This window comes from Mycobacterium celatum, assembly GCF_002101595.1.
In the GTDB taxonomy this organism is placed as follows: Bacteria; Actinomycetota; Actinomycetes; order Mycobacteriales; family Mycobacteriaceae; genus Mycobacterium; species Mycobacterium celatum.
The window spans coordinates 143,436-167,778 of the sequence record NZ_LQOM01000024.1 but is presented as its reverse complement, the minus strand read 5'-3'; the positions used below and the strand labels follow the sequence as shown (position 1 = coordinate 167,778).

Annotated in this window: 26 protein-coding genes; 18 read left to right on the top strand and 8 right to left on the bottom strand. The window is 67.7% G+C overall.

Annotation, left to right across the window (positions count from 1 at the left end; translation table 11 throughout):
* Positions 1–9: 9 nt before the first annotated feature.
* Positions 10–861 (bottom strand): LLM class F420-dependent oxidoreductase, encoded by an 852-nt coding sequence (locus AWB95_RS08745; RefSeq protein ID WP_062538349.1) that lies wholly within the window; start codon positions 859–861, stop codon positions 10–12.
* A 237-nt stretch (positions 862–1,098) separates the two neighbouring features.
* On the opposite strand from AWB95_RS08745, the gene infA reads away from it, so the two are divergent.
* The 8 genes from infA to truA all read left to right on the top strand — a co-directional run bounded on the left by infA (position 1,099) and on the right by truA (position 5,674).
* Complete coding sequence (gene infA / locus AWB95_RS08740; protein WP_003418601.1) at positions 1,099–1,320, top strand: translation initiation factor IF-1; 222 nt, start codon at positions 1,099–1,101, stop codon at positions 1,318–1,320.
* A gap of 52 nt (positions 1,321–1,372) precedes the next feature.
* Positions 1,373–1,486: a 50S ribosomal protein L36 gene (rpmJ, locus tag AWB95_RS08735; protein ID WP_003879483.1), complete on the top strand. Its 114-nt coding sequence runs from the start codon at positions 1,373–1,375 to the stop codon at positions 1,484–1,486.
* 205 nt (positions 1,487–1,691) lie between these two features.
* The gene (rpsM, locus tag AWB95_RS08730; RefSeq protein ID WP_045384535.1) at positions 1,692–2,066 is read left to right on the top strand and encodes a 30S ribosomal protein S13; all 375 of its coding nucleotides are present in this window, start codon (positions 1,692–1,694) and stop codon (positions 2,064–2,066) included.
* 3 nt (positions 2,067–2,069) lie between these two features.
* Positions 2,070–2,483 carry a 30S ribosomal protein S11 gene (gene rpsK, locus AWB95_RS08725; RefSeq protein WP_045384533.1) on the top strand — a complete coding sequence of 138 codons (414 nt, stop codon included), beginning with the start codon at positions 2,070–2,072 and terminating at the stop codon, positions 2,481–2,483.
* An 11-nt stretch (positions 2,484–2,494) separates the two neighbouring features.
* Positions 2,495–3,100 carry a 30S ribosomal protein S4 gene (rpsD, locus tag AWB95_RS08720; protein WP_045384531.1) on the top strand — a complete coding sequence of 202 codons (606 nt, stop codon included), beginning with the start codon at positions 2,495–2,497 and terminating at the stop codon, positions 3,098–3,100.
* Positions 3,101–3,174: 74 nt separating this feature from the next.
* Entirely contained in the window at positions 3,175–4,218 is a 1,044-nt protein-coding gene (locus AWB95_RS08715; protein WP_062538350.1) for a DNA-directed RNA polymerase subunit alpha, read from the top strand.
* Positions 4,219–4,245: 27 nt separating this feature from the next.
* Positions 4,246–4,797 (top strand): 50S ribosomal protein L17, encoded by a 552-nt coding sequence (gene rplQ, locus AWB95_RS08710; RefSeq protein WP_062538351.1) that lies wholly within the window; start codon positions 4,246–4,248, stop codon positions 4,795–4,797.
* A 7-nt stretch (positions 4,798–4,804) separates the two neighbouring features.
* A complete protein-coding gene (truA, locus tag AWB95_RS08705) occupies positions 4,805–5,674 on the top strand; it encodes a tRNA pseudouridine(38-40) synthase TruA (RefSeq protein WP_062538352.1) in 870 nt (289 codons plus the stop codon).
* A 3-nt stretch (positions 5,675–5,677) separates the two neighbouring features.
* Here the strand turns inward: truA and AWB95_RS08700 are convergent, their stop codons facing one another.
* A complete protein-coding gene (locus tag AWB95_RS08700) occupies positions 5,678–6,340 on the bottom strand; it encodes a cutinase family protein (RefSeq protein WP_062538353.1) in 663 nt (220 codons plus the stop codon).
* Between the two features lie 18 nt (positions 6,341–6,358).
* A complete protein-coding gene (locus AWB95_RS08695; protein WP_373280745.1) occupies positions 6,359–7,045 on the bottom strand; it encodes a cutinase family protein in 687 nt (228 codons plus the stop codon).
* 136 nt (positions 7,046–7,181) lie between these two features.
* Here AWB95_RS08695 and eccB point away from each other — a divergent pair, with 136 nt between their 5' ends.
* Entirely contained in the window at positions 7,182–8,537 is a 1,356-nt protein-coding gene (gene eccB, locus AWB95_RS08690; RefSeq protein ID WP_062538354.1) for a type VII secretion protein EccB, read from the top strand.
* Here the strand turns inward: eccB and mycP are convergent.
* Together mycP and eccD are read right to left on the bottom strand one after the other, a co-directional pair.
* On the bottom strand, positions 8,505–9,854 hold the full coding sequence (gene mycP, locus AWB95_RS08685; protein WP_085168018.1) for a type VII secretion-associated serine protease mycosin: 1,350 nt from the start codon (positions 9,852–9,854) through the stop codon (positions 8,505–8,507). The two genes, eccB and mycP, sit on opposite strands and share 33 nt — an antisense overlap.
* Complete coding sequence (gene eccD / locus AWB95_RS08680) at positions 9,851–11,194, bottom strand: type VII secretion integral membrane protein EccD (RefSeq protein ID WP_169714652.1); 1,344 nt, start codon at positions 11,192–11,194, stop codon at positions 9,851–9,853. The genes mycP and eccD overlap by 4 nt, the downstream gene beginning before the upstream one ends.
* 111 nt (positions 11,195–11,305) lie before the next feature.
* On the opposite strand from eccD, the gene eccCa reads away from it, so the two are divergent.
* Genes eccCa through AWB95_RS08660 form a run of 4 tightly spaced genes read left to right on the top strand, consistent with a single transcriptional unit; the run spans position 11,306 to position 16,817 of the window.
* Positions 11,306–14,995, top strand: coding sequence for a type VII secretion protein EccCa (gene eccCa / locus AWB95_RS08675; RefSeq protein ID WP_084707220.1), 3,690 nt, complete (start codon positions 11,306–11,308; stop codon positions 14,993–14,995).
* A gap of 8 nt (positions 14,996–15,003) precedes the next feature.
* Positions 15,004–16,170, top strand: a complete 1,167-nt coding sequence (locus AWB95_RS08670) for a type VII secretion-associated protein (RefSeq protein ID WP_062540952.1) — start codon at positions 15,004–15,006, stop codon at positions 16,168–16,170.
* Between the two features lie 35 nt (positions 16,171–16,205).
* Positions 16,206–16,517 (top strand): WXG100 family type VII secretion target, encoded by a 312-nt coding sequence (locus tag AWB95_RS08665; protein ID WP_269745755.1) that lies wholly within the window; start codon positions 16,206–16,208, stop codon positions 16,515–16,517.
* Positions 16,518–16,520: 3 nt separating this feature from the next.
* On the top strand, positions 16,521–16,817 hold the full coding sequence (locus AWB95_RS08660; protein WP_062540951.1) for a WXG100 family type VII secretion target: 297 nt from the start codon (positions 16,521–16,523) through the stop codon (positions 16,815–16,817).
* Positions 16,818–17,326: 509 nt separating this feature from the next.
* Here AWB95_RS08660 and AWB95_RS08655 read toward each other — a convergent pair.
* From AWB95_RS08655 to AWB95_RS08645, 3 genes are read right to left on the bottom strand one after another with little or no spacing between them, the layout of a single operon-like run.
* Positions 17,327–18,139 (bottom strand): hypothetical protein, encoded by an 813-nt coding sequence (locus AWB95_RS08655; RefSeq protein ID WP_232315722.1) that lies wholly within the window; start codon positions 18,137–18,139, stop codon positions 17,327–17,329.
* Complete coding sequence (locus AWB95_RS08650) at positions 18,124–19,713, bottom strand: putative alpha/beta hydrolase (protein ID WP_062540950.1); 1,590 nt, start codon at positions 19,711–19,713, stop codon at positions 18,124–18,126. The genes AWB95_RS08655 and AWB95_RS08650 overlap by 16 nt, the downstream gene beginning before the upstream one ends.
* Positions 19,714–19,722: 9 nt before the next feature.
* Positions 19,723–20,046 (bottom strand): DUF2563 family protein, encoded by a 324-nt coding sequence (locus AWB95_RS08645; RefSeq protein ID WP_169714651.1) that lies wholly within the window; start codon positions 20,044–20,046, stop codon positions 19,723–19,725.
* A 234-nt stretch (positions 20,047–20,280) separates the two neighbouring features.
* On the opposite strand from AWB95_RS08645, the gene rplM reads away from it, so the two are divergent.
* From rplM to AWB95_RS08620, 5 genes are all read left to right on the top strand, one after another.
* A complete protein-coding gene (gene rplM / locus AWB95_RS08640; RefSeq protein ID WP_062540948.1) occupies positions 20,281–20,724 on the top strand; it encodes a 50S ribosomal protein L13 in 444 nt (147 codons plus the stop codon).
* A complete protein-coding gene (gene rpsI / locus AWB95_RS08635) occupies positions 20,721–21,191 on the top strand; it encodes a 30S ribosomal protein S9 (RefSeq protein WP_062540947.1) in 471 nt (156 codons plus the stop codon). Before rplM ends, rpsI begins: the two co-directional genes overlap by 4 nt.
* Before the next feature lie 99 nt (positions 21,192–21,290).
* Positions 21,291–22,628: a phosphoglucosamine mutase gene (glmM, locus tag AWB95_RS08630; RefSeq protein WP_085168016.1), complete on the top strand. Its 1,338-nt coding sequence runs from the start codon at positions 21,291–21,293 to the stop codon at positions 22,626–22,628.
* 39 nt (positions 22,629–22,667) lie between these two features.
* Complete coding sequence (locus AWB95_RS08625; protein WP_085168014.1) at positions 22,668–22,973, top strand: DUF7162 family protein; 306 nt, start codon at positions 22,668–22,670, stop codon at positions 22,971–22,973.
* Positions 22,974–22,977: 4 nt separating this feature from the next.
* The gene (locus AWB95_RS08620) at positions 22,978–24,342 is read left to right on the top strand and encodes a hypothetical protein (RefSeq protein ID WP_085168012.1); all 1,365 of its coding nucleotides are present in this window, start codon (positions 22,978–22,980) and stop codon (positions 24,340–24,342) included.
* Position 24,343: the final 1 nt, after the last annotated feature.

Here is a 24,343-nt window from a genome sequence, read left to right as displayed (position 1 = left end):
TCCTTCGGGTCAGGCGGGGTTCAGTCCTAGCGCGCCGGCCAGCTCGGCCAGCGCCGGCACCAGCTTGTCAGGTCCGGTCAGCACCTGCACGGCGACGTGGTCGGCGCCTGCGTCGAGATGTTCGGTGAGCCGGGCGGCGATCGCGTCCGTGGTGCCGTAGGCGACGAGCGCGTCGACCAGGCGGTCGCTGCCCGGGCGGGCGATGTCGTCGTCGGTGAAGCCCAGCCGCTTCCAGTTGTTCAGGTAATTGGCGAGGTTGAGGTAGATGTCGAGGGCTTTGCGGCCGACGGCCCGGGCGGCGTCGGCGTCGGTGGTCAGGACCACCTTGTGTTCGGGCGCCAGGAACGCCGACGGGCCGATCAGATTGCGTGCCTGGGCGGTGTGCTCGGGCGTGGTCAGGTAGGGGTGTGCTCCGGCGGAGCGCTGCGCCGACAGCGTCAGCACTCGCGGTCCCAGTGCGGCCACCACCCGGCGGTCGGCGGGCACGCCGAGCTCATCGAGCTGGTCCAGGTAGCTGACCAGCGCGTCGTACGGCTTGCGGTACTCGCTGTGCGCCTCGGGGTGGCCCACTCCGAGGCCCAGCAGGAAGCGGCCCGGGTAGGCCTTGTCGATGCGGTGGAACGACTCGGCCACCGGCTTGGCGGGCGCCGTCCAGATGTTGACGATGCCGGTGGCCACCTGCAGCGTCGTCGTCTGCTCCAGGATGGGCTCCACCCACTCCAGCTCGGCCGGCGGTGAGCCGCCCACCCAAACGGCGCCGTAGCCCAGGGCCTCGATTTCCCGGGCTTGCTGCGGGGTGACACCGCGGCCGAACGAGCCGAACCGGCCGAGGTTTGGTTTGCTTGCTGCTGCGTCAGTCATGGTGTGTGGAACCCGACGGCCGACCACTGCTATTCCGCTGGTCAAGCATTTTGGCGCAGCGCGGCAATGCGGGTATCGTGGAGCAACGGTGCGTCATCCGCGCCGGCTTTTTGCGTGCCCTGTCCTAGGAATTTGCGGAATTTTCCTAACATCGGCCGACGTTTTAAGTCGAGCGAATGCTGCGCCGGTTCGGGCGGGTACCCGACCGAAACCCAAGACGAGGATCCCTGGAAGGTTATGGCCAAAAAGGACGGTGCCATCGAGGTCGAGGGCCGCGTGGTCGAGCCTCTGCCCAATGCGATGTTCCGCATTGAGCTGGAAAACGGCCACAAGGTGCTCGCCCACATCAGCGGCAAGATGCGGCAGCACTACATCCGCATCCTGCCCGAGGACCGGGTGGTGGTGGAATTGTCGCCCTACGACCTGTCCCGGGGCCGCATCGTGTACCGGTACAAGTGACCAGACCCGAACCATCCGACCAGCGAGAAGACAGAACAGGATCGAAACAGCCGTGAAGGTGAACCCGAGCGTCAAGCCGATCTGCGACAAGTGCAGGGTGATCCGCCGGCATGGGCGGGTCATGGTGATCTGCTCCGATCCGCGCCACAAGCAGCGTCAGGGCTGAGCGGCGGCCGCACGCGCGGCGTAGCCGGGCGCAGCGGGTCGCCGCCAAGTACCACGTCCTGGCCCCATACAACTGAATGCAGACCTCCCAGCACCACTGAGCGGATAGGCCGCTCATCTACGCCCGGAACGGAGGCCGGGCCCCGGAGCAGTCAGCCGGGAACGGACTGGGATCAGACCTCCGCGAAGAAAGAGGAACGCCACTTATGGCACGTCTAGTGGGCGTGGACCTGCCGCGCGACAAGCGCATGGAGGTCGCGCTGACCTACATCTACGGCATAGGCCGTACCCGGTCGAACGAGATTTTGGCCGCCACCGGCATCGACCGGGATCAGCGCACCAAGGACCTCACCGATGACCAGCTGACCCGGCTGCGTGACTACATCGAAGGCAACTTGAAGGTGGAGGGTGATCTGCGCCGCGAGGTGCAGGCCGACATCCGCCGCAAAATCGAGATCGGCTGCTACCAGGGCCTGCGGCACCGCCGCGGCCTGCCGGTGCGTGGCCAGCGGACCAAGACCAACGCGCGCACCCGCAAGGGCCCCAAGCGCACCATCGCAGGCAAGAAGAAGGCCAGGTAACCCATGCCCCCCGCAAAGAAGGCCGCCGCAGCGAAGAAGGGTCAGAAGACCCGGCGGCGGGAAAAGAAGAACGTCCCGCACGGCGCCGCTCACATCAAGAGCACGTTCAACAACACGATCGTGACCATCACCGACCCGCAGGGCAATGTGATCGCCTGGGCGTCCTCGGGCCACGTCGGCTTCAAGGGCTCGCGCAAGTCGACGCCGTTCGCCGCCCAACTGGCCGCCGAGAACGCCGCCCGCAAGGCGCAGGAGCACGGTGTGCGCAAGGTCGACGTGTTCGTCAAGGGCCCGGGTTCGGGCCGCGAGACCGCCATCCGGTCATTGCAGGCCGCGGGCCTGGAGGTCGGCGCGATCGCCGACGTCACCCCGCAGCCCCACAATGGTGTCCGCCCGCCCAAGCGTCGGCGCGTCTAGGAGAACTGACTATGGCTCGTTACACCGGACCCGTCACCCGCAAGTCGCGCCGGCTGCGCACCGACCTCGTCGGCGGCGACCAGGCCTTCGAGAAGCGGCCCTACCCGCCCGGCCAGCATGGCCGCGCGCGGATCAAGGAGAGCGAATACCTGCTGCAGCTGCAGGAGAAGCAGAAGGCGCGCTTCACCTACGGCGTGATGGAAAAGCAGTTCCGCCGCTACTACGAGGAAGCGGTCCGCCGCCCCGGTAAGACCGGCGAGGAGCTGCTGCAGATCCTCGAGAGCCGGCTGGACAACGTGGTCTACCGCGCCGGGCTGGCCCGGACCCGCCGGATGGCCCGCCAGCTGGTCAGCCACGGCCACTTCCTGGTCAACGGCGTCAGCGTGAACATCCCGAGCTACCGGGTGTCGCAGTACGACATCATTGACGTGAAGGACAAGTCGCTGAACACGCTGCCGTTCCAGATCGCGCGCGAGACCGCCGGCGACCGTCCGATCCCCAGCTGGCTGCAGGTGGTCGGCGAGCGTCAGCGCATCCTGGTCCACCAACTGCCGGAGCGGGCTCAGATCGACATCCCGCTCACCGAGCAGCTGATCGTCGAGTTCTACTCGAAGTAACGGACTTTCGAGCCGGCCGGCTCGAAACCCCAACGGCATCAAATAGCGGGTGCCGAGAAGGAGAAGAAGAAACCATGCTGATCTCACAGCGACCCACCCTGTCCGAAGAGACCATCAGCGAAAACCGTTCGCAGTTCGTCATCGAGCCGCTGGAGCCGGGGTTCGGCTACACGCTGGGCAACTCGCTGCGGCGTACGCTGCTCTCGTCGATTCCCGGCGCGGCGGTCACCAGCATCCGCATCGACGGTGTGCTGCACGAGTTCACCACCGTGCCCGGTGTCAAGGAAGACGTCACCGACATCATCTTGAACCTCAAGAGCCTGGTCGTGTCCTCGGAGGAAGACGAGCCGGTGACGATGTACCTGCGCAAGCAGGGTCCGGGTGAGGTCACCGCCGGGGACATCGTGCCGCCGGCCGGGGTCACCGTGCACAACCCCGACATGCACATCGCGACGCTGAACGACAAGGGCAAGCTCGAGGTCGAGCTCGTCGTCGAGCGTGGCCGCGGCTATGTGCCGGCCGTGCAGAACAAGGCATCGGGCGCCGAAATCGGCCGCATCCCAGTCGATTCCATCTACTCGCCGGTGCTCAAGGTCACCTACAAGGTGGACGCCACCCGCGTCGAGCAGCGCACCGACTTCGACAAGCTGATCCTCGACGTGGAGACCAAGAGCTCGATCACCCCGCGCGACGCGCTGGCGTCGGCGGGCAAGACGCTGGTCGAATTGTTCGGGCTGGCACGCGAACTCAACGTCGAGGCCGAGGGCATCGAGATCGGGCCGTCGCCCGCCGAGGCCGACCACATCGCGTCGTTCGCGCTGCCGATCGACGACCTGGATCTGACCGTGCGCTCGTACAACTGCCTCAAGCGCGAGGGTGTGCACACCGTCGGCGAGCTGGTGTCCCGCACGGAATCCGACCTGCTGGACATCCGTAACTTCGGTCAGAAGTCGATCGACGAGGTCAAGGTCAAGCTGCACCAGTTGGGTCTGTCGCTCAAGGACAGCCCGGCGCACTTCGACCCGTCCGAGGTGGCGGGCTACGACGTCGCCACGGGCACCTGGTCCAACGATGCCGGCTACGACGACCAGGACTACGCCGAAACCGAACAGCTCTAAGCAGCCTGCACTAACCAAGGAGTCCCAATGCCCAAGCCCACCAAGGGCCGTCGCCTCGGCGGGTCGTCGTCGCACCAGAAGGCGATCCTGGCCAACCTGGCCACGGCGCTGTTCGAGCACGGCCGGATCAAGACGACCGAGCCCAAGGCACGGGCGTTGCGGCCGTACGCCGAGAAGCTGATCACCCACGCCAAGAAGGGCACACTGCACAACCGACGCGAGGTGCTCAAGAAGATCCGCGACAAGGACGTGGTGCACACCCTGTTCGCCGAGATCGGGCCGCACTTCGCGGACCGCGACGGCGGGTACACCCGCATCATCAAAGTCGAGGCGCGCAAGGGTGACAACGCCCCGATGGCGGTGATCGAGCTGGTGCAGGAGAAGACGGTGACCTCGGAGGCCAACCGGGCCCGCCGGGCAGCCGCATCGAAGGCTGCACCCGTGGCGGCGGCCGCTGCGCCGCAGGCCGCGGTCGAGCCGGAGGCTGCGGTTGGTCCCGAGACCGGTTCCGACGCCGAAGAAGCCGAAAAAGCCTCGGCGGCGGACGACGAACCGAAGGCTGACGCCGACGAGTCCTGACGACACTGTGGATGTGCCCGCCACCGACACCGGTGGCGGGCACGTTCGTCTTCGGTTCGACATCGCTTATGACGGAACGGATTTCGCGGGCTGGGCGGTGCAGGCGGGTCAGCGCACAGTCGCCGGTGCGCTCGACGAGGCGCTGTCGACGGTATTCCGGACACCGGTGCGCCTACGCGCGGCCGGACGCACCGACACCGGCGTGCACGCAACCGGGCAGGTGGCCCACGCCGACATCCCGGCCGATGCGCTGCCCAACGCCTATCCGCGCGTAAAGCGTTCGGCCGAGCCGGAATTCGTGCCGCTGCTGCGACGCCTGGCCCGGTTGCTGCCCGCCGACGTCCGGGTGCGTGATGTCACCCGCGCCCCGGCGGGTTTCGACGCCCGATTCTCAGCACTGCGCCGGCACTACGTTTATCGGCTCTCGACGGCGCCGTACGGAGTGGATCCGCTGCAGGCCCGGTTCGTGACGGCCTGGCCGCGCCCACTGGACCTGGACGCGATGACGCAAGCGTCACGAAACCTGTTGGGACTGCACGACTTCGCCGCGTTCTGCCGGCACCGCGACGGCGCCACCACGATCCGCGACCTGCAGCGACTCGACTGGTCGCGCGACGGCGACCTGGTCACGGCGCACGTCAGCGCCGACGCGTTCTGCTGGTCGATGGTGCGGTCGCTGGTCGGGGCGCTGCTGGCGGTCGGCGAGCATCGGCGCACCCCGGACTGGTGCGCCGGCCTGCTCAGTGCGACGCGCCGGTCCAGTGACTTCGCGGCCGCGCCCCCGCAGGGTTTGACGCTGATCGGCGTGGATTACCCGCCCGATCACGAGCTGCAGGCCCGGACCCTGGTGACCCGCGACCTACGTTCGCGCGGTTGAGTTTTAGAGCTTGCCGGCGACGAAGTCGGCTGCTTGACCGACCATGCCGGCCTGGATGTACGCGGGCGCCAAGTGCTGAGGCCAGTTGTTTTGCCAGGTCTTCGGATCGGCCGGGTTGCAGATCGGGTCGTCGCCGTGACACAGCTCGATGGTCCGGTCGTTGTAGATCGGGTTGAAGTTGGTGATGGGCCCCACCCATTGACTTCCGTTGCCGAACAGCGCGACCGCGGCGACGTGCTCGTCCATGCCGGGCGGCAGCGGGTTGTCGAACCCGAACATCGGGCCAGGAGCGGCGAGGACCACGTCAGTGACGGCAGCACCGAGCGAGTACCCGCCGAGCACCAGCCGGGTGTCGGGACAGTTGTTGGCCATGTACTGAACGTGGCCGCTCATGTCGTTGGCGCCCTGTTGCACGTCGGTGTTCGCGGCGTAGTTGACGGCATACAGACCGATGTTCCTGTTGGGCACTCTGGACCGCAGCGCGCTGATCAGCGCGTTGCCGATCTGCCCGGGCCCGGGTGGCTCCATGCGGCCGCGGGCGAACACCAGCTGGGCGTCCGGGCAGGACGCCGCCGACGCGGCGGGTGCGGGAACGTTCACCAACGCCGCGGTGGCAATCATTGCGGCGAGCACCAGCGGCCACCGGCGAATCGAGCGGAGACCCATAGCCTGATATTAGCCGGTCTAATTGATGTGTACGTCGGGTTGCGGCGGCGCCTGTGTTTGAGCCGCCAACAGCCTGGCCGCGATGAACGTCGCTGCCTGGGTGGTGTAGGTAGGCACGTAGCCGTCGGTGTGGTCGCTCCACTCGTTACCGGGGCCGGCGTGGCAGATCGGGTCGCCGGGGTTGCACAGGTCGATGGCCTTGGAACCCAGCAGCGCGCTCTGGGCGGAAATCGGGCTGCCCGACCGGTCGGCGATGTTGCCGAAGGTGGCCAGTGCGGTGATGTTGTCGGCGTACTGGGCGGGCAGCGGACTGCCGAAGGACAGGCCTCCCACCGGCACACCCGCCACGATGTCCATCACCGATGCGCCCTGGGAGTATCCGCCCAACACGATCTTGGTGTTCGGGCAGGCTTGCACGACGTCTTTGACCCGCTTGATGGTGTCGTTGGCGCCGTCGCCGCCGCCCAACTGGAGCTTGCCCGCGGGGTAGTTCACCCCATACGCGTCGATGTTCAGGCCGGTCTGCTCGCGCAGCGAGTCGACCAGGGCCTGACCGACACGTCCGACACCGGGCTTTTCGCTGGTCCCGCGGGCAAAGATCACCTCGACGTCCGGGCAGTCGACCGCGGAAGCTGACGGGACGCCGGCCGGGAGTGCGCTGGGGGCGACCAAGATGGCGCCGGCGGCCAGTACCGCGGCGCCCAGGCGGTTCCAGCGACGGGTGTGGTGGTAAAGCACGAGGAGATATTACCGGTAACCTGCGAAATCCTCATTTCCTGTGGATTGACGGGCACACCAGGCCCGGTCACCGGCTTATCGTGAGGCCGATTCCGGGGGAACGATGGCAACGACCCAGCTGCAGCTCAGCGGGTATCGATTTCTGCTGCGCCGCATCGAGTGCGCGCTGCTGGACCGGGGTACTCGCGTCCAGCCGACGCGGGCACTGGCGGCCGGTGCCCTGGTGGCGACAATCGTGGTTGCCGGCTGTGCCGTGCTTGCCCTGCTGCGGCCGCAGGGGGCGCTGGGAAACGCGCCGATCGTGATGGCCCGGCTGTCCGGAGCGCTCTACGTCCGGGTCGGAGACACCCTGCATCCGGTGCTGAATCTGGCGTCGGCGCGGCTGATCACGGCGTCGAACAGCAACCCGCAGCCGGTGGCCGAAGCCGAGCTGACCCACGCCAAACGCGGTCCGATGATGGGAATCCCCGGTGCTCCCCAACAACTGGCCGAGCCACTGGGCGCCGACGGCACGCGGTGGACGGTCTGTGACAGCGACGCCGGCACGACGGTCGTCGTCGGCTCCGGAGATGCGCCGCAACATCTGCCCGTGGCCCAGACCGTACTGGTTGCCGCGGATTCCGGAGGGTCGGCTTACCTGCTCTACGACGGGCTTCGAGCGCTGGTCGACCTGACCGAGCCTGCAGTGGTCCGCGCGCTGCGGCTGGAAAACGTTGTGCCGCGTAGGGTTTCGCGTGTCCTAGTGAATGCCGTTCCGGAGGTGCCGCGGATCAGCGTGCCGCGCATTCCCGGGGCCGGCGGGACGGGCAGGGTGCCGGGATTTCCAATCGGCAGCGTGCTGCGGATGGCGCGCGCCGACGGCGACGACCATTACGTCGTGCTCGCGGGTGGCGTTCAGCGCGTCGGGCAGGTTGCCGCAGATCTGCTGCGGCTCAGCAACGCACATGGGACCCGCAACATCATCTCGGTGGCCCCCGACGTCATCCGCGTGGCTCCGGCGGTGACCGATCTGCCGGTCTCCACATTTCCCGAGCGGGCTTCGGCGCCGCCGGATGCCGGCCATGCGCCGCTGTGCGCGACGTGGACAGTCACAGCCGATGGCGCCGCCGTATCGATTGTGGCCGGCACACCGCCCATTCCGGCCGGCCAACTGCCGGTGGCGCTGTCGCAGGGTGACGGAACCGGGCCCGCCGTCGACGCCGTCTTCGTCCCGCCCGGTCGCAGCGCGTACGTCCGCGCCACCGGCCTGTCCGGGGACCACCCTGAGGCCGGCACCCGATTTCTGGTCACCGATACCGGGGTGCGCTTCGCCGTCCCCGACGACGACGCGGCGCGTGCCCTGGGTCTGCCGCAGACCGCGATTCCGGCGCCCTGGCCAGTGTTGGCGCCGCTGCCGGCAGGACCCGAACTGAGCAGGGCAAACGCGTTAGTCGTCCGGGACGCCGTCGGTGCGCCGTAGCCGGGCCGTCACAGCGCCGGCAAGTATCGCCGCCCCGAGGACCGCCAGGCAGATCGACGCGCCGGTGAACGCGGTGTGGCGGGGGCCGCGGTCCGCAGCCGCCGGCGGCGTCGGCGCCGAAACCGGCAGCGGCCGGTTATGCGGACGAGGAGGCCGGTCGGCCGGGGCGCCGGAGCTGACGGCGGCAACGATGTCGACGACGCCGTTGCCCACCAACGGATCCCGTTCGCGCGGCGGATGGTGCGCGGTGGCCTCGATGCGCTGCATCACTTGCCGGGCGGTCAGGGCGGGGAACCGGGACCGAATCAGCGCGGCCAGTCCGCTGACGACCGGCGCGGCGTAGCTCGTTCCCGTCAGGGTCGAATCATGCTCTTCGCCAAGTGAATTCATTGTCCCGTCACCGGTCAGGCTCAGAGACATCACCGCCTCGCCGGGTGCGGCCACGTCGACCCATGGCCCGGCGAGGGTGAACGACGACGGCTCACCGCGTGCGTTGACCGATCCCACCGTCAACACGTAGTCGTCGTACCAGGCCGGGCTGACCGCGACTGTGGCAGTGTCCCAGGTTGTTTCGGGTTGCTGTGCTGGGCACTGGGCCGGGCTGCCGGTGTTGCCGGCGGCCGCGACCACCACGGCGTTCTTGGTGTCGACGGCGTAGGCCAGCGCCGCGCCCAACGCGCGGTCGTCGAGCCGGGAATCCACCGGGACACACGCGACCGACGAGATGTTGATCACCGAAGCGCCGAGATCGGCTGCGGTCCGGACGGCTTTCGCCAACGTGTCGACGTCACCGAATCCGGTGTTCGACGGGTCGGCGACTGCGCCGAATTTGGTGCTGGACTGCCGGATGCTGATCAACGTGACATCGGGCGCCACACCGCTGAAACTGTCCTGTTCGGGATCGGCTGCGGCAGCGATGATTCCGGCAACCGCGGTGCCGTGGCCGTCGCAGTCCTGCGTGCCGTCGCCGGTGAACACATAGTCGCCGCCGGCCACCGTCTCGGGCAGTCGTGGGTGCGGCGCGACACCGGTGTCGATGACCGCGACCCGTTGACCCGAGCCGCGGCTCAGCCGCCACACCTGCTGAAGGTCGAGGCCGGCGAGCTGGGCCGGCTTGGCGTCGTGAGTTGCCGGGACCGAACACACCTCGCGCTGCACGGTGGGCGTCGGCGGGGCTGGCGGTGCGGGCTCCGGCAGCCGGCTGCGGTCGATCGGTGGCGGCGCCACCGCGTGCGCGAGCGGCGCGGCACACTGCGGCAGTGCCGCGAGCGCGACGGCCGCGATGCAGCTTGCTGCGCGCGACACCCGCCTGGTCATGGCAGGTTGAGGCCGCGGGCGGTGCCGTAGAGCCCGCAGATCCAGCACGCCAGCGGGACCAGGGCCGCCAGCGCGAGACGCTCCAGCAGCCCGAGACCCCGATGTGCGACGGGGGAGAGTTGCACGACGGGAACGACGAAAGCGGCGGTGGTGAGCATCGCCGTCGTCGCTCCGAGCCACGCGATGGGCGGCCGGAAGGCGACGACCGCCGCTACCAAAGCCGCGCTCAAGGTGGCGGTGCCGTTGGCGACGAGCATCACGGACTTCGGCATGTCACGGTGTGAGCGTGCTTGCGCCAGCAACACCGCACCGGTCAGGGTGGCGAACGCGACGCCGACGACGCGGTGGCCTCCGGCCGGGCACATCGCGACCGCGACGGCACCGCATGCTGCCGTGGTGGAGAATGCGCCGATCAGAGCGGTCAGCCAGGCATTGGCTCGGATCGCTTTGGCGGGCAAGGTGTCTGCGGACTCATCGTCGGTCAGCCGTGGTGACAACCCGGCCAACAGGATTGAGATCGGCGGTGAAGCCGCGATCAGGGCCAGCGACACCACGACGTACATCGCGCCGATCGCCGCTACCGGCACGGTTATCAAGGTGGCCGCCAGCGCGGCGGCCGCCGAAGCGAGCGCGAAACCGGCCACTGCGGTGAATAACGGTGTGTCGCAGCGCGTTAGCCGCGGAACGAGGACTGCGGTGACGGCAGCGGCCGTCGCCGCAAGCAACGCGTTGGGGGCGGCCGGGCCACCGGGAACTGCCAGTAGGCCGGCGACGGCGGCGAATCCGATCGCCAGCAATCCCAGCGACTGCGCGGTGGTGCCGTCACGGAATCCGCGGTGCGCGACCGTGGCCCCGGTCAACGCGATGCAACCGGCGACAGCTGCAATCGAGGTGCCCACCGGCCGGGCATCGCTGTCGCACACCGCTTGTCGCGTCAAGAGCACTGCGCCGACGCTCGCCAGCCAGAGCGCTGCGAGCGCGCCGGTAACCCGGGCCGCGTGCCTGGTCCAGGGACGCGCGGCCGTGGCGAGTGAACTGGACACGGCTTCGGCCGTGTCGTCGAACTGCGGTGGCGGAATGTCGGTCGACGAGCGGGTGAGAATCAACACCGCGCCGTCGCGAATTCCCCGTTGCGCCAACGTCGTCGACCCGTCAAGCGCGGTTTGGCCCGGACACGACAGCTGGTAGCGCGTCGGCCCGCCAGGGTGGCCGTGCTCGGCGGCCAGGATGTCGGCGATCGGCGGGATCAGCGTTGCGATCGGCACGGCCGCCGGCAGCGCCAGGTCGAGCCGGATCTCGTCGGCGTGAACCGACACTCGTCGCAGATCTGCTTCCCGCACGGTGGGCACGCTAACCGCGGCCGACGGTGGCGCGCAGACGCCAATCCACAGCTGACTTGCGCGCGATCACGGTGGTGCTTAGCGTGCAATCGATCGGCGGGGGAGGCCGGCATGGACAGCGGTTCCGCAACCACGGGGTTCAGGCCGGCGCCACGGCGGCCACCGCCGGTGTTCGACACCGCCGACATCGCGGTCGCCGCTCCGCCGCAGCTTGCGCGGGCAGGGCAGGCCGGCTTGGTGAGCCGGCTGTTGCCGGTCGCGATGGCGGGCGCCACTCTCGCGATGATGGCGGTGGCCTTCTACTTCCGGTCCGGTATCGCGCGCAGCCCGGTGTTCGTGGCGTTTCCGCTGATGATGCTGATCTCGGCGGTGGCGGCCGCGATCGCCGGCCGCGACCGGTGGCGCGCCGACCTCGATGGCGACCGCACGGACTATCTCGACTATCTCGCCGGCCTGCGTGGCACTGTGGTGAAAGCCGCTGCCGCACAACGTGCGGCGTTGAACTGGTGCCATCCGGAGCCTGAAGCGCTGTGGACGCTTCTCGGCGGCAGCCGGATGTGGGAGCGGCGACCGACCGACCCCGACTTCTGTTGTGTGCGCATCGGAATCGGCGACCGGGAACTCGCCACTCGCCTGGTGCCTCCCCAGCTGCCTACGGCCAGCCGCTCGGATCCGGTCACCGTGACCGCGTTGCGCCGCTTCCTGCAGGCGCACCAGACAATCCGGGACGTGCCTGTCACGCTCGACCTGCGCGAGGTGGGCGTGGTGACGGTCGCCGGCGACGGGACGTGCGCGCGGGGACTGCTGCGCGCGATGATCTGCCAACTCGCGGTCATGCACAGCCCAGCCCGGTTGTCGCTCGTCGGCGCGATCGACGATCGCGAACGAGCTCATTGGGACTGGCTGAAATGGCTGCCGCACCACCAACATCCGAAAGCCGCCGACGACGTCGGCCCGGCCCGGATGGTGTATCCGACGCTGCATGCAGCCGAGGAAGCAGTTGCCGGGCTGTGGCTCGATCATCCGGTGCCGCCACACGTGGTGGCCGTCGTCGACGGCGGTGGGGTTATCGGGCTGGCCGTCCTGCAGGCAGGCGGCGGTTGCGACATCTCGGCGGGTACACGGCTTCGGGTTGGCGCGCAACAGGTGACTATCGGCGATGACCTGATCGCGCGGCCGGACCGAATGGATCACGCCGCCGCCCTCGCGTGCGCGCAGCGGATGGCCGCCTACCACACCGAGGAACCCGACGCCGCGGCCGGCGACACCCGGCCGTGGCAGCAGCTGCTGGGCATCGACGACCTGCCCGCGTTTGCGCCGTCGGTGTGGTGGAGCAGCCGGTCTCGGCGTGATCAGCTACGGGTCCCGATCGGCACGACTACCGCCGGCACCCCGCTGGAACTCGACATCAAGGAGGCCGCCGAAAACGGCATGGGCCCGCACGGGCTGTGCGTGGGAGCCACCGGGTCGGGAAAATCCGAGCTGCTGCGCACCATTGCCCTGGGCATGATGGTCAGCCACTCACCCGAAGTGCTCAACTTGGTCCTGGTGGACTTCAAAGGCGGCGCAACCTTTCTCGGTCTGGAAAAGAGCCCGCACGTCGCGGCCGTCATCACCAACCTGTCCGATGAAGCAGCACTGGTCGCCCGGATGCGCGAGGCGCTGACCGGTGAGATGAACCGCCGTCAGGAATTGCTCAGGGCGGCTGGCAATCTCGACAACATCACGGCATACCAGAGTGCGCGGCACGCGGGCACCCCGTTGCCCACGCTGTTCATCATCGTCGACGAGTTCTCCGAGCTGCTCAGCCAGCACCCGGATTTCGCCGAGGTGTTCGTCGCGATCGGCCGGCTCGGCCGGTCACTGGGGATGCATCTGCTGCTGGCCAGCCAGCGCCTGGACGAGGGCAGGCTGCGTGGGCTGGAGTCCCATCTGTCCTACCGGATATGTCTGAAAACACTGTCCGCCAACGAGTCGCGCATCGTGTTGGGAACCTCCGACGCCTACGAGCTGCCCAATACCCCGGGAGCGGGATACCTCCGCGCCGCCACCGGTGAGCCGATTCGTTTCCATAGCGCATACGTCTCCGGGCCGTGCATGCTCACCGCCCGGCCCGCGGCGGGAAGAGTCGCATCGAGCCACGGGAAGGCACCGGTTCGGCGGTTCACCGCGACGCCGGTGGGCCGGGTCACCCAGTCGGCCAACGAGATCAGCCCGGCCAACCGGCGCACCGTCTTGCAGACGGTCGTGGACCGGATGTCCGGGCTCGGCCCGCGAGCTCATGAGGTGTGGCTGCCCCCGCTTGATGCGGCTCCGGCGCTCGACGCCGTGCTGCGCGACTTCTCCAGCGGTATATTGACCGTCCCCATCGGCATCGTCGACCGCCCGTTCGAACAGCGTCGCACACCGCTGACCGTCGAGTTGGCGGGATCGGCCGGCAATGTCGCGGTGATCGGGGCACCACGGTCGGGCAAGTCGACCGCCCTGCGCACGCTGGTGACCGCGCTGGCGGCCACCCATGATCCACGCCAGGTGCAGTTTTACTGCCTGGACTTCGGCGGTGGCACGCTGACCTCGCTGCGGCGCTTGCCGCACGTCGGCTCGGTGGCCGGCAGAGCCGAGCCCGATCTGGTCGGCCGCACGATCGCCGAGCTCGAGTCGCTCCTGACGTCGCGGGAGGGCGGCTTTCGCCAGTTCGGGGCGCGGCATCACGACCGCTTCGGTGACGATGTGTTCCTGGTGGTCGACGGCTGGGCCGGCCTGCCCAGCGACCACCAAGGACAGGTCACCGCCCTTGCCGCCCAAGGGCTTTCGTTCGGCATCCATGTGGTAGTGTCGGCTTCTCGGTGGGCCGAGCTGCGGCCGGCGCTCAAGGACCAGATCGGCACCCGCATCGAGTTGCGGCTGGGCGATCCGGCCGATTCGGAACTGGACCGCCGTCGTGCATGGCAGGTTCCCGAGGGTTGGCCGGGTCGAGGTCTGTCCCGCGACGGACAGCACATGGTGATCGCGCTGCCCAGGGCGGAGATAGGCCGTCGCGGTGCAACGAGCGCACCCGCGATCCCGCTGCTGCCCACCCGGGTCGAGCTGGCAGACCACGAGCTGGGCAACCAGATCGTGCTGGGGCTAGAAGAACGCCAACTCGCGCCGGTCACCGTCGATTTCGACAGGGACACCCACCTGCTGATCTTCGGCGACATCGAATGCGGGAAGACCGCCACCTTGCGGACCCTCTGCCGTGAAATCGTGCGGACAGCGGTGCCGTCGCAGGCGCAGTTGTTCATCGTCGATTTCCGGCGCACGCTGCTCGGTGTCGTCGAGTCCGCTCATCTCGGCGGCTACGCGATGTCGGCGGCAGCATTCGGCGAACTGCTGCCGGGATTGCTCGGCGTGCTGCACAGCCGGATGCCGTCACCACACGTCACGCAGACCCAGCTGCGCAACAGATCCTGGTGGTCAGGACCGGACATCTACGTCGTGGTCGACGACTACGACCTGGTCACCGCCGGCGCTGCCAATCCGCTGACACCGATTCTCGAATACCTGCCGCACGCCAGGGATCTCGGCCTGCACCTGGTAGTGGCCCGGCGAAGCGGCGGCGCCGCCCGTGCGCTGTTCGACCCGCTGCTCGCCGAGTTGCGCGACTCCGGCTGCGTGGGGCTGATGATGAGCGCAAGCCCGGACGAGGGGCCGCTGATCGGGTCGGTCCGGCCCTGTTCGTTGCCGCCGGGTCGCGGCACCCTGATCACTCGCGGTGACGGTAACCAAGTGGTGCAGGTCGCCTGGAGCCCGCCGCCGTGAGCATATGCATGATCGAGTCCGGTCCGGGTACGGTACGCCAATTATGTTGCGGCAGAACAGTATCTGGTGACAGCGGTGCGGCCGCCCTGGAAGGTATCGACGACCCCGTCGCGTTGGTCGACGAGCGCCCGGTCGCCGTCGAGTCGCTGTGGCGCACGGTCCTGCAGTCGCTGCTCTGCGAGCGCGCTGAACGCGCGGTCGTCGTCCACCCGTCATGGTGGACGCAGACGCGGATCGCGACAGTCGCCGCCGCCGCGCAAGTTCTGGCCGACAAGGTCGAACTTCGACCGCGGGCATGGCTGCTGGCCCGGAGTTCGCCACTGCCAACGGTTGTCGTGGAAATCGCCCAGCGGTTGGTGGTGGTCATCGGCGCTGTGGTGCGGGCCGAACCGCGCCGTGGGGAACCGCAGCGGGTGGCCGAGGCCGTCGCACGCGTCGTCGCCGGCATGACAAGCAACAGCGCTGCCACGGTGGTGATCGACGCGCCGTGCTCGGTGCCCGGGGCGCGCGTGGTCGCGACGATGATCGCCGAGCGATTGCCCGCCGGCCTAGCCGTGCGACAGGTCGACGACGCTGGGTTGCAGCGGCTCGCGGCATCCGCCGTTCCGGGCGACGAACAAGCTGTCGATGTCGTCGTTCGTCGCCCGCGTCGCTATCGAGGGTCCATCGTGTTGGTCCCGTTGATTGCGGTGGCGCTTGGGTTTATCGCGTTCAGCCATCACGCTCCGTCGGAGTCCAGGGATATGCCGACGACGTTTCTTGTCGAAGGCCGGGTGGCGGTGCAGGTGCCGGCGGAATGGACAACGGAGCGGGTGATCGCCGGGCCGGGCTCGGCACGGGTTCAGGTGACGTCGCCGTCGGATCCGCAGCTGGCGGTCCATGTGACGCAATCGCCGGTCGGCCCTGAGACACTGGCCGTCACCGCCGAATCGTTGAAACGTGCGATCGACGCGGAGCCGCCCGGTGTCTTCGTCGACTTCAACCCGGCCGGGGTCAGCGCCGGACGCCCGGCGGTGACCTATCGCGAGGTGCGTGCCGACCACGACATCCGATGGAGCGTGGTTCTCGACCCTGCCGTCCGGATCGCCATCGGCTGTCAGAACCGCCGCGGCGACGACGACGCCATCCGCGACGTGTGCGACATGGCTGTGCGGTCCGCGCATGAGGTGAAGTAGTGGAACCGAACGAAGCCCATCACAGTCCTACCAATGTGACCAACACACTGAGCGCCGATCTGGACCTGATGCGTTCCGTTGCGGCGACCATGGATACCCGCAACGAGGAGATCCGGGCGATGCTGCAGGCGTTCATCGGGCGCATGAGCAGTGTGCCGGCGTCGGTATGGGGTGGGGCTGCGGCCGCCCGCTTCAAAGAAGTGGTGGATCGGTGGAACGCCGAGTCGATGAAACTGCACCACGCGCTGCACGCCATCGCCGAGACGATTCGCTACAACGAGACTGCATTGCGGGAAGCAGCCGACGACCATGCGCACCGCATCGCCGCGGCCGGCGGGAGCCTGTGACCCATGGACCCAGTGCTGTCGTACAACTTCGCCGAAATCGAATACTCGGTGCGCCAGGAGATCCAGGCCACGTCGGCCCGCTTCAACGCCTCGCTGCAGGAGCTGAGAGCGCAGGTAGCGCCGCTGCAGGAGCTGTGGACTCGCGAAGCCGCCGCCGCCTACCGCGTCGAGCAGCTCAAATGGCACCAGGCGGCCACCGCGCTCAACGAAATCCTGACCGGGCTGGGTAATGCCGTCCGCGACGGCGCCGACGATGTCGCCGACGCCGACCACCGGGCGGCCGGGATCTGGGCCCGGTAGCAAAGACTCTGCGCGGTCCCGTCGGAGGGGAGAGACGACGGGACCGCGCAGTTATGCGGCGTCTCAGCGATTCGCCCGGCGCAGCAACCATTTCAGGACGGGTACCGCGGCTGGTATTCCGAGAACCGACATGCCAAAGATCGCGAGGCCCAGTCCGAGGATCGAGAGCAGTCCTGAGTTGATCCCCCACCACAGACAGGCGGCGCCGCGCCGACCAGCAGGGACAGGATCAACTTGATCGCATCGCGCACACTCGTTTCTTCTCCGCTGGCATGTCGTGGCGGCTGGCCGCTATCTGGAACTTCATCAGGGCGGAGCGCCTTGACGGCGAAATAGATTCCAACGACCACTGCGATAACGCCGACGAAGGGCAACCTCCGAGACGCGCGGTAGCCTTCCGGTGGCGGATTCAAAACCATTAAAGCGCCACTCACGGTCCATATCACGCCGAGAAGGACTTGGGTTACTCGCGATGTCACGGTATCCGCGCAACGATATGGACCAGAGGTTTAGTCTTGCCCCATGAGATCATGGCCTCGAGCTGCCTCAGGCATACCTTTTTGGTGACGCGGTTGTGTTCCGTGCGCCATAGATTGCTCGCGTCCCAGCGGCCAGCGTTTTCCCGCTTGATATGCCGCGAAGTATAGAAGGGTGAAAGCTCCTGCGGTGATGGCTGAGATGATGACAAACTGCAAGCGCTGCCCTCGCGCGATTGGGTACCCTGAGCTTGCATCACCGTAGCCGAAGTAGCTGGCAATTAACACGATTACGGCCGCAGCCAATATACCGACCCACGGCTTGTTCACGTCGATAGTAACCACATTAAACACGCAAATTGCGATCCCAACAACCATAAGCCACCAGAATTTTTTCGCGCTTGCCAACCCACTGTAGGAATCACGCGGTGGGCTGTAATCCGCTTTCTTATCTGCTGACCGGACCGTTCTGTCTCGCGATGAATCAGCTCGGCTGTCTTGTGTATAAAAGGCGTATATTCTTCCGCGGATTTTTATGTAGGGAGTATTAAAATACGCACCGATTATCGCGCAGCCGCCGACGAATAGCACCATGCCACTGCCGAGTTTCCAATCGGGCAGCGAAGCCAGAAAGGCGCTTAGACTGGCTATCCCGATGCTTGCCCAAAAGACTCGTCTTTGCCAGCTACGATCTCGTTTTGTCCAAAGTGGAAAGGCGGCGGCAGTCAAACACAGCAGCGTCGCAACGAAAAACGCGAGTGTGCGCGGATTGTGGAGCGTTGGCTGCGCGGCTACATAAACAATATTCACCGTATTGAGCTCGGCATCCGCTATTCTTTGAACCATTTGAAAACTTTCTCGCCAGCGTCTTCCCCGAGGAATGCTCCAGCGGTCCCGAAGATGAGTGCACCCGCAAAGGCCCCTGGCGGGCCCGCGACCAAAAAACCTCCCTCAGCTCCAAGTCCACCCAAAGCGTACGCTCCAGCCATGCCGCCGGCAGACTTTGCGACTACCTCCCCGGCCGGCTTACCCTCGCCAAATATCTCGTAGAGTCCTATTCCTGCTTCCAGCAAGCTACCGGCAGCTCCGATACGCCCGCCGATTCTTTTGAATGCTTCCACGTCTTCGGCAGAGAAGCGTGCTGTGCTTAGGAAATCATCGGTGGGCATTGCTTCGGCCCAATGCGTGAACCCTTCTTTGCCTCCGTCGAGTCCCTTACCGACTGACGAGGCACCTGCGACAAGTTCTTTCGGGATTTCTCCATGCGCCATGTCTTCGGCGACAGCGGCCGCAGCCGGAGGTGACATGCCGCCTTTCTGGAGTGCCTCTTGGAACTTGGCGACCGCAGTCGCGCGATCCGTCGCTTCCATTTGGTCTATGACCTGAGTTGCTTGGTCCGGTGTCATGAATTGCCGTGACCACGGGAGTTGGCCCTGTTCGAGATCATGCTGGAGCTGAAGCCTGGCTTGCGCCCGAGTACGAGCATCGACACCAAAGACTGGATCTCGCGTGAGCGGTCCGACCACTTTCGATGTGTTGTAGTCGCCGAGGCGTTCCCCCGCCAGGCGGCGGGCTTGGGCAGCTTGATGTGGGTCGAAACCAGGTCCGAAGCGACTGTTTGGGTCAGTGATGGCTGCATAGTCTTTGAGCCGCTGTGCCGCGGCCGCCTCCTCGGCGGTCATGTTTCCCGGCCGGCCCGCGTCGTTGGCCATGTAGTGGGTCCGGCCCTCGGCTTTGGCCTTGTCCACCATGGCCTGATCGCGCGCACGCTGACCTGACTTGTCGTATTGGGTGGCAGCCTTGGCGGCGTCGTCGCCGGGCAGGGCGTCGAGGTTGCCCAGCGACTCAGGCACGTAGCCTGCACCCGACATCGCGGTTTCGGCGGCATGCAAGTCGGTGACGTAGGCGCTGCGGGCCGAGTTAACCTGTCCCAGCGCCGATTTGACCACGCCGACGGCCTGTTCGTGCAGTACGCCGGTGTCTTGATCGTTGGCTTTGGCGGCCGACAGCTGATTGTCGAGCTCATGCAGCGCGGAATCGGCCTGCCCGAGGGCGGCGTCGCTTTGGCGCTGCGCTGTCGCCAGTGAGGCGGCGGTCTGCTCCAAGCTGGCGGCGATTCGCGGCAGTGCTTCCTTGTGTCCGGCTAGCGCGGTGGTGGCCTGCTGGACTTCGGCCGACTCGTTGATGGGGTGCTCGCCCTGGTTGCGGGTATAGGCCGCGTTGAATTTCTGCTTGGCCTTGTCGAAGTCGTCGTCGGCTTCTTTGACGCGGTTGCCGGCTTGGTGAAAAGCATCGGCGAGCTTATTGATCGCCTGCGGATCGCCGGCCTGTAATTCGTCGTCGAGTTTCCACGGATTACCGCCGGCCGCCCCACACAATTCGCCGATATCGAGGTTGCTCAGAGCCGGTGGTGCCCCCACTGCGGCCCGCTAGAATCGCTCGCCGGCCGAGTTGATGCCGTCGGCTGCCGACTCGTCAGTGGCCGTGAAAACCTGTGCCGCCTTGTCCGCTTTGGCCGACACTCCAGTCAACGTCGCGTGATGGCCCTGCAGCTGGGTGTGATGCTGTTGATGAGCAGCCCTGAGTTTGCCGTGAACCTGATGCGCTTCAGCGAAATCACCAAAGATCCCCGGTGCCAAGTCTGCGCTGGCGAGGTGTTCTGCCGCTTCTCGGGCCGAATCGGCGGCATAGCGGCAAAAGTCACCACCTGCAATCAGGTGTTCGGTATTGACTTCGAACTTCTCCGCGGCCACGTTTAGCAGGCTAACACCGCCCCAGCGCAGTAAGGAGCACAAAAAAACCAACGGTCGAGCTTGCTGACCGCCGTTTTGACCTGCGCGGATGCCCGCCGGTAAGCTGCACCGTTGGCGTACGGTACGCCGGGGCTCGGGTCAATGTCGGTCGCCGAGACCATCCCCTGCCGTCGACGCCTGACCGGCACCCGGGTCGCACCGGGATCCAACCCGAGAGAAAGTTAGGTAAGCGCTGTGCCTACATACACGCCGAAGGCGGGTGACACCACGCGGTCGTGGTACGTCATCGACGCCACGGACGTGGTGCTCGGCCGGCTTGCCGTCGCGGCAGCGAACCTGCTGCGCGGGAAGCACAAGCCGACATTCACCCCGAACGTCGACGGTGGCGACTTCGTCATCATCGTCAACGCCGACAAGGTCGCCATCAGCGGCGACAAGCTGCAGAACAAGCTGGCTTACCGCCACTCGGGTTATCCCGGCGGTCTGCGCAGCCGCACGATCGGTGACATGATGCAACGCCACCCCGACCGCGTCGTGGAAAAAGCGATCGTCGGGATGCTGCCCAAGAACAAGCTGGGCCGTCAGATCAAGCGCAAGCTGCGCGTCTACGCCGGCCCGGAGCATCCGCACACCGCTCAGCAGCCGGTTCCGTTCGAGATCAAGCAGGTGACGCAATGACAGAAGCGGTAGAGAACGAAACCGTGGCTGCCGAGAGCGCGTCGGAGGCGTCGGCCACCCGCGCAGACTCCTTCGTGATCGAGCGTCCCATCCAGACCGTCGGGCGCCGTAAAGAGGCCGTGGTGCGGGTGCGGCTGGTCCCGGGCACAGGCAAGTTCGACCTCGACGGGCGCAGCCTGGAGGACTACTTCCCCAACAAGGTGCACCAGCAGCTCATCAAGGCCCCGCTGGTCACCGTCGACCGGGTCGACAGCTTCGACATCTACGCCCACCTCAACGGCGGTGGCCCGTCGGGCCAGGCCGGGGCGCTGCGGCTGGCCATCGCGCGGGCGCTGATCCTGGTCACGCCCGAGGACCGGCCCGCGCTGAAGAAGGCCGGCTTCCTGACCCGTGACCCGCGGGCCACCGAGCGCAAGAAGTACGGCCTGAAGAAGGCCCGTAAGGCGCCGCAGTACAGCAAGCGCTGATCGGGTATCACTTTCCTGGCCGCGAGCGTGCGCAAAAACGGTTCCTGGCTGGCGTGTCGGACCGGGGACACGCACGCTCGCGGCGGATAAAGGATGGCTATGGGTCGACTGTTCGGCACCGACGGCGTCCGCGGGGTCGCCAATCGTGAGCTGACCGCCGAGCTCGCGCTCGCCCTGGGCGGCGCGGCGGCCCGGCAGCTGGCCCGCCCTGGCGTCCCGCACCGGCCGGTTGCCGTCGTCGGCCGCGATCCCCGCGCCAGCGGCGAGATGCTGGAAGCCGCGGTGATCGCCGGGCTGACCAGCGAGGGTGTGGACGCGCTGCGGGTCGGGGTGTTGCCGACGCCCGCGGTGGCCTACCTGACCAGTGCCTACGACGCCGACTTCGGCGTGATGATCTCCGCGTCGCACAACCCGATGCCCGACAACGGGATCAAGATCTTCGGGCCGGGCGGCCACAAGCTCGACGATGCCACCGAAGACCAGATCGAGGAGCTGGTCGCTGCTGGGCCGGGACTGCGCGTTGTCGGAGCGGGAATCGGCCGCGTCGTCGACGCCGAGGACGCGCTGGACCGCTACCTGCGCCAGCTGGGCAAGGCCAGCACGGACCGGCTCGACGGACTGACCGTCGTCGTCGACTGCGCCCACGGCGCGGCGTCGGTTGCGGCGCCGCGTGCCTATCGGGCTGCCGGCGCCCGTGTCATCGCGATCAACGCCGAACCCAACGGGCTCAACATCAACGAGGGCTGCGGCTCGACCCACCTGGATTCGCTGCGCACGGCGGTGCTCGCGCACGGCGCTGACCTGGGTCTGGCGCACGACGGGGACGCCGACCGGTGCCTGGCCATCGACGCCTCCGGCGAGGTTGTCGACGGCGACCACATCATGGTGGTGCTGGCGCTGGCGATGCGCGACGCCGGTGAACTGGCCGGCAACACGCTGGTCGCCACCGTGATGAGCAACCTCGGCCTGCACCTGGCGATGCGCTCCGCGGGGATCACCGTCCGCACCACCGGAGTCGGCGACCGCTACGTGCTGGAAGAACTGCGGGTCGGCGGCTACACCCTGGGCGGCGAACAGTCCGGCCACATCGTGCTGCCCGCGCTGGCCAGCACCGGCGACGGAATCCTCACCGGGTTGCGGCTGATGTCGCGGATGGCGCAGACCGGTTCGACGCTGGCCGGCCTGGCGTCGGCGATGCGCACGCTGCCGCAGGTGCTGATCAACGTCGAGGTGGCCGACAAATCCGCGGCGGTCGCGGCGCCCGCGGTTCGGGCCGCGGTCCAGCAAGCCGAGGCCGAGTTGGGCGACACCGGTCGAATCCTGTTGCGGCCCTCCGGAACCGAACAGTTGATTCGGGTGATGGTGGAAGCGGCCGAAGAGGACACCGCGCGCAGGCTGGCGACATGCATCGCGGAGTCGGTGCGCGCCGGGCGCTGACGACGGAACCCCGGCTGGGCGCGGCACGTCCAAACCGGTATGGGACAAGCAGATGCCACCCGGATCGACGTTGCGGCGGTGCGAGCGATCGCCGGCCGGATCGACGACTCCGCGGAATTCATCGCCGGCGCGGCCCGTTCGCGGTTGGCCAGCCTGGCATTCGGCGGGGCGGTGGCCGGGCGGGCACACGTCGCCCGCGGCGACGCACTGCAGGCCGCGCTCAACCGCCTGACCGGGGAGCTGTCGCAGTGGGAGCGGGCGTGCGTCGAGATCGCCGCCGCGCTGCAGGCCGGCGCCGATCGCTACGCCGACGCTGATCTGCGCGGCGCGGCCCGGATCGGGTGACCGGGTGGCCCCGCGGTTGGATGTTGCGGTGCGGCTGGCCGAGGGCCGAGCGGCCGTCGACCACGCGCAAACGTATGTGAGCGCCTGCCGCGCGCTGGGTTACCAGCATCCGGACCTGACCTCCCACGGCGCGCAGGTGTTCGACTGGTATGACACCGAGGACGGCCTGAATCTTCATGTGCTCGAGGGTGATTGCGCCGCGTTGGGGGCGGCGGCCAATGCGACCGAGGAGGCGCTGGCGCGGCAGCGCGCGCAGATCGCCGAGCTCGGCGCCGTGTGGCACGGGTCGGGAGCCGACGCGGCGATGCAGTTCCTGCGTCGTCACTGTGACGCCGCGAGCGCGGTGGCCGCACGCGTCCGGGCGGCGGCCGACGGCTGTGGCGCGCTGCGGGACAAGCTGTGGCAGGCGGTCGACGGTAAGGCCGCGACGGCGATCGGCGTCGACGATCGCAGTTCGGCGCAGCGCCCGGCATGGCTGGCCGCCTCGCACACCGTCACGACTGGGCCGACCGACCGATCCGCCGAGGATCTGGTCCGTGAGCAGGTAATTCCCTACGTGGACAACGACATTAGCAGCGACTGGCTGATCCTGATGCGCGCCGCCACCGCGTCGGTGGCCGCCGCGTACGACGCAGTTGTCGACGCGCTGGCGGCCGCGCCGGAGGCGTGCTTCGAAATCCCGGGCGGCCTTGAGTCGCGGCCGCTCGACGAGCCGGCGGCGTTGGCGGCCGACGCCGTGCCCGCAGCCATGTCTGTGGCGCCAGCGCCGCCTATCAATACCGTCCCCGCCGCCATGCCGACTCCGCTGCCACCGCCGCCGCTCGACGAGCCAGTCACACCATCGGCGGCGTCGCCGCTCTCCGACCTGGCGGCTCCACTGGGCGATGCCGCCGGAATATCCAGTGGTGCAGGCAGTCTGGGAGGCCTCGGCGGTCTGGGCAGCGGTGTTGGCGGTGTAGTCGGCGCGATTGTCGATGGAATTGGCGGCCTGTTGGGTTCGCTTGCCGACGGGCTTGGCGATTCGTCGGCATCCGAGGACCCGCCGTTAGACGACCCGCTGGACGCCGACGATCCGCTCGAGGAGGAGCCCGACGACGAGGCCAGCGATCCCGACGAAGACGAGGCCGGCGCAGAAGACGACAACGTCGACGCCGACACGACCGTTTCGGACGAAAACCCCTCGGCTACAGGGGAACTCGCTGAAGACGCAGCTATGCCGCCCGCCGAACCGCCGCCAGTAGACGGGCCGCCGCCCGCCGAACCCCCCCCCCCCGCGCCGCCGCCCGCCGAGCAGCCGCCAGCCGCACCGCCGGAGGGATCGACTCCCTGCGAGATCGCCGCGGACGAACTGCCGCAGGCGGGACAGTAAG

Coding starts and splice junctions, on each gene's coding strand:
- rpsK (WP_045384533.1), top strand. CDS start 2,070: ATGCCCCCCGCAAAGAAGGCCGCCGCAGCGAAGAAGGGTCAGAAGACC.
- rpsD (WP_045384531.1), top strand. CDS start 2,495: ATGGCTCGTTACACCGGACCCGTCACCCGCAAGTCGCGCCGGCTGCGC.
- eccCa (WP_084707220.1), top strand. CDS start 11,306: ATGGACAGCGGTTCCGCAACCACGGGGTTCAGGCCGGCGCCACGGCGG.
- AWB95_RS08660 (WP_062540951.1), top strand. CDS start 16,521: ATGGACCCAGTGCTGTCGTACAACTTCGCCGAAATCGAATACTCGGTG.
- eccB (WP_062538354.1), top strand. CDS start 7,182: ATGGCAACGACCCAGCTGCAGCTCAGCGGGTATCGATTTCTGCTGCGC.
- infA (WP_003418601.1), top strand. CDS start 1,099: ATGGCCAAAAAGGACGGTGCCATCGAGGTCGAGGGCCGCGTGGTCGAG.
- glmM (WP_085168016.1), top strand. CDS start 21,291: ATGGGTCGACTGTTCGGCACCGACGGCGTCCGCGGGGTCGCCAATCGT.
- AWB95_RS08625 (WP_085168014.1), top strand. CDS start 22,668: ATGGGACAAGCAGATGCCACCCGGATCGACGTTGCGGCGGTGCGAGCG.
- rplQ (WP_062538351.1), top strand. CDS start 4,246: ATGCCCAAGCCCACCAAGGGCCGTCGCCTCGGCGGGTCGTCGTCGCAC.
- rpsI (WP_062540947.1), top strand. CDS start 20,721: ATGACAGAAGCGGTAGAGAACGAAACCGTGGCTGCCGAGAGCGCGTCG.
- AWB95_RS08655 (WP_232315722.1), bottom strand. CDS start 18,139: ATGGTTCAAAGAATAGCGGATGCCGAGCTCAATACGGTGAATATTGTT.
- rpsM (WP_045384535.1), top strand. CDS start 1,692: ATGGCACGTCTAGTGGGCGTGGACCTGCCGCGCGACAAGCGCATGGAG.
- mycP (WP_085168018.1), bottom strand. CDS start 9,854: ATGACCAGGCGGGTGTCGCGCGCAGCAAGCTGCATCGCGGCCGTCGCG.
- AWB95_RS08700 (WP_062538353.1), bottom strand. CDS start 6,340: ATGGGTCTCCGCTCGATTCGCCGGTGGCCGCTGGTGCTCGCCGCAATG.
- AWB95_RS08715 (WP_062538350.1), top strand. CDS start 3,175: ATGCTGATCTCACAGCGACCCACCCTGTCCGAAGAGACCATCAGCGAA.
- AWB95_RS08670 (WP_062540952.1), top strand. CDS start 15,004: ATGATCGAGTCCGGTCCGGGTACGGTACGCCAATTATGTTGCGGCAGA.
- AWB95_RS08745 (WP_062538349.1), bottom strand. CDS start 861: ATGACTGACGCAGCAGCAAGCAAACCAAACCTCGGCCGGTTCGGCTCG.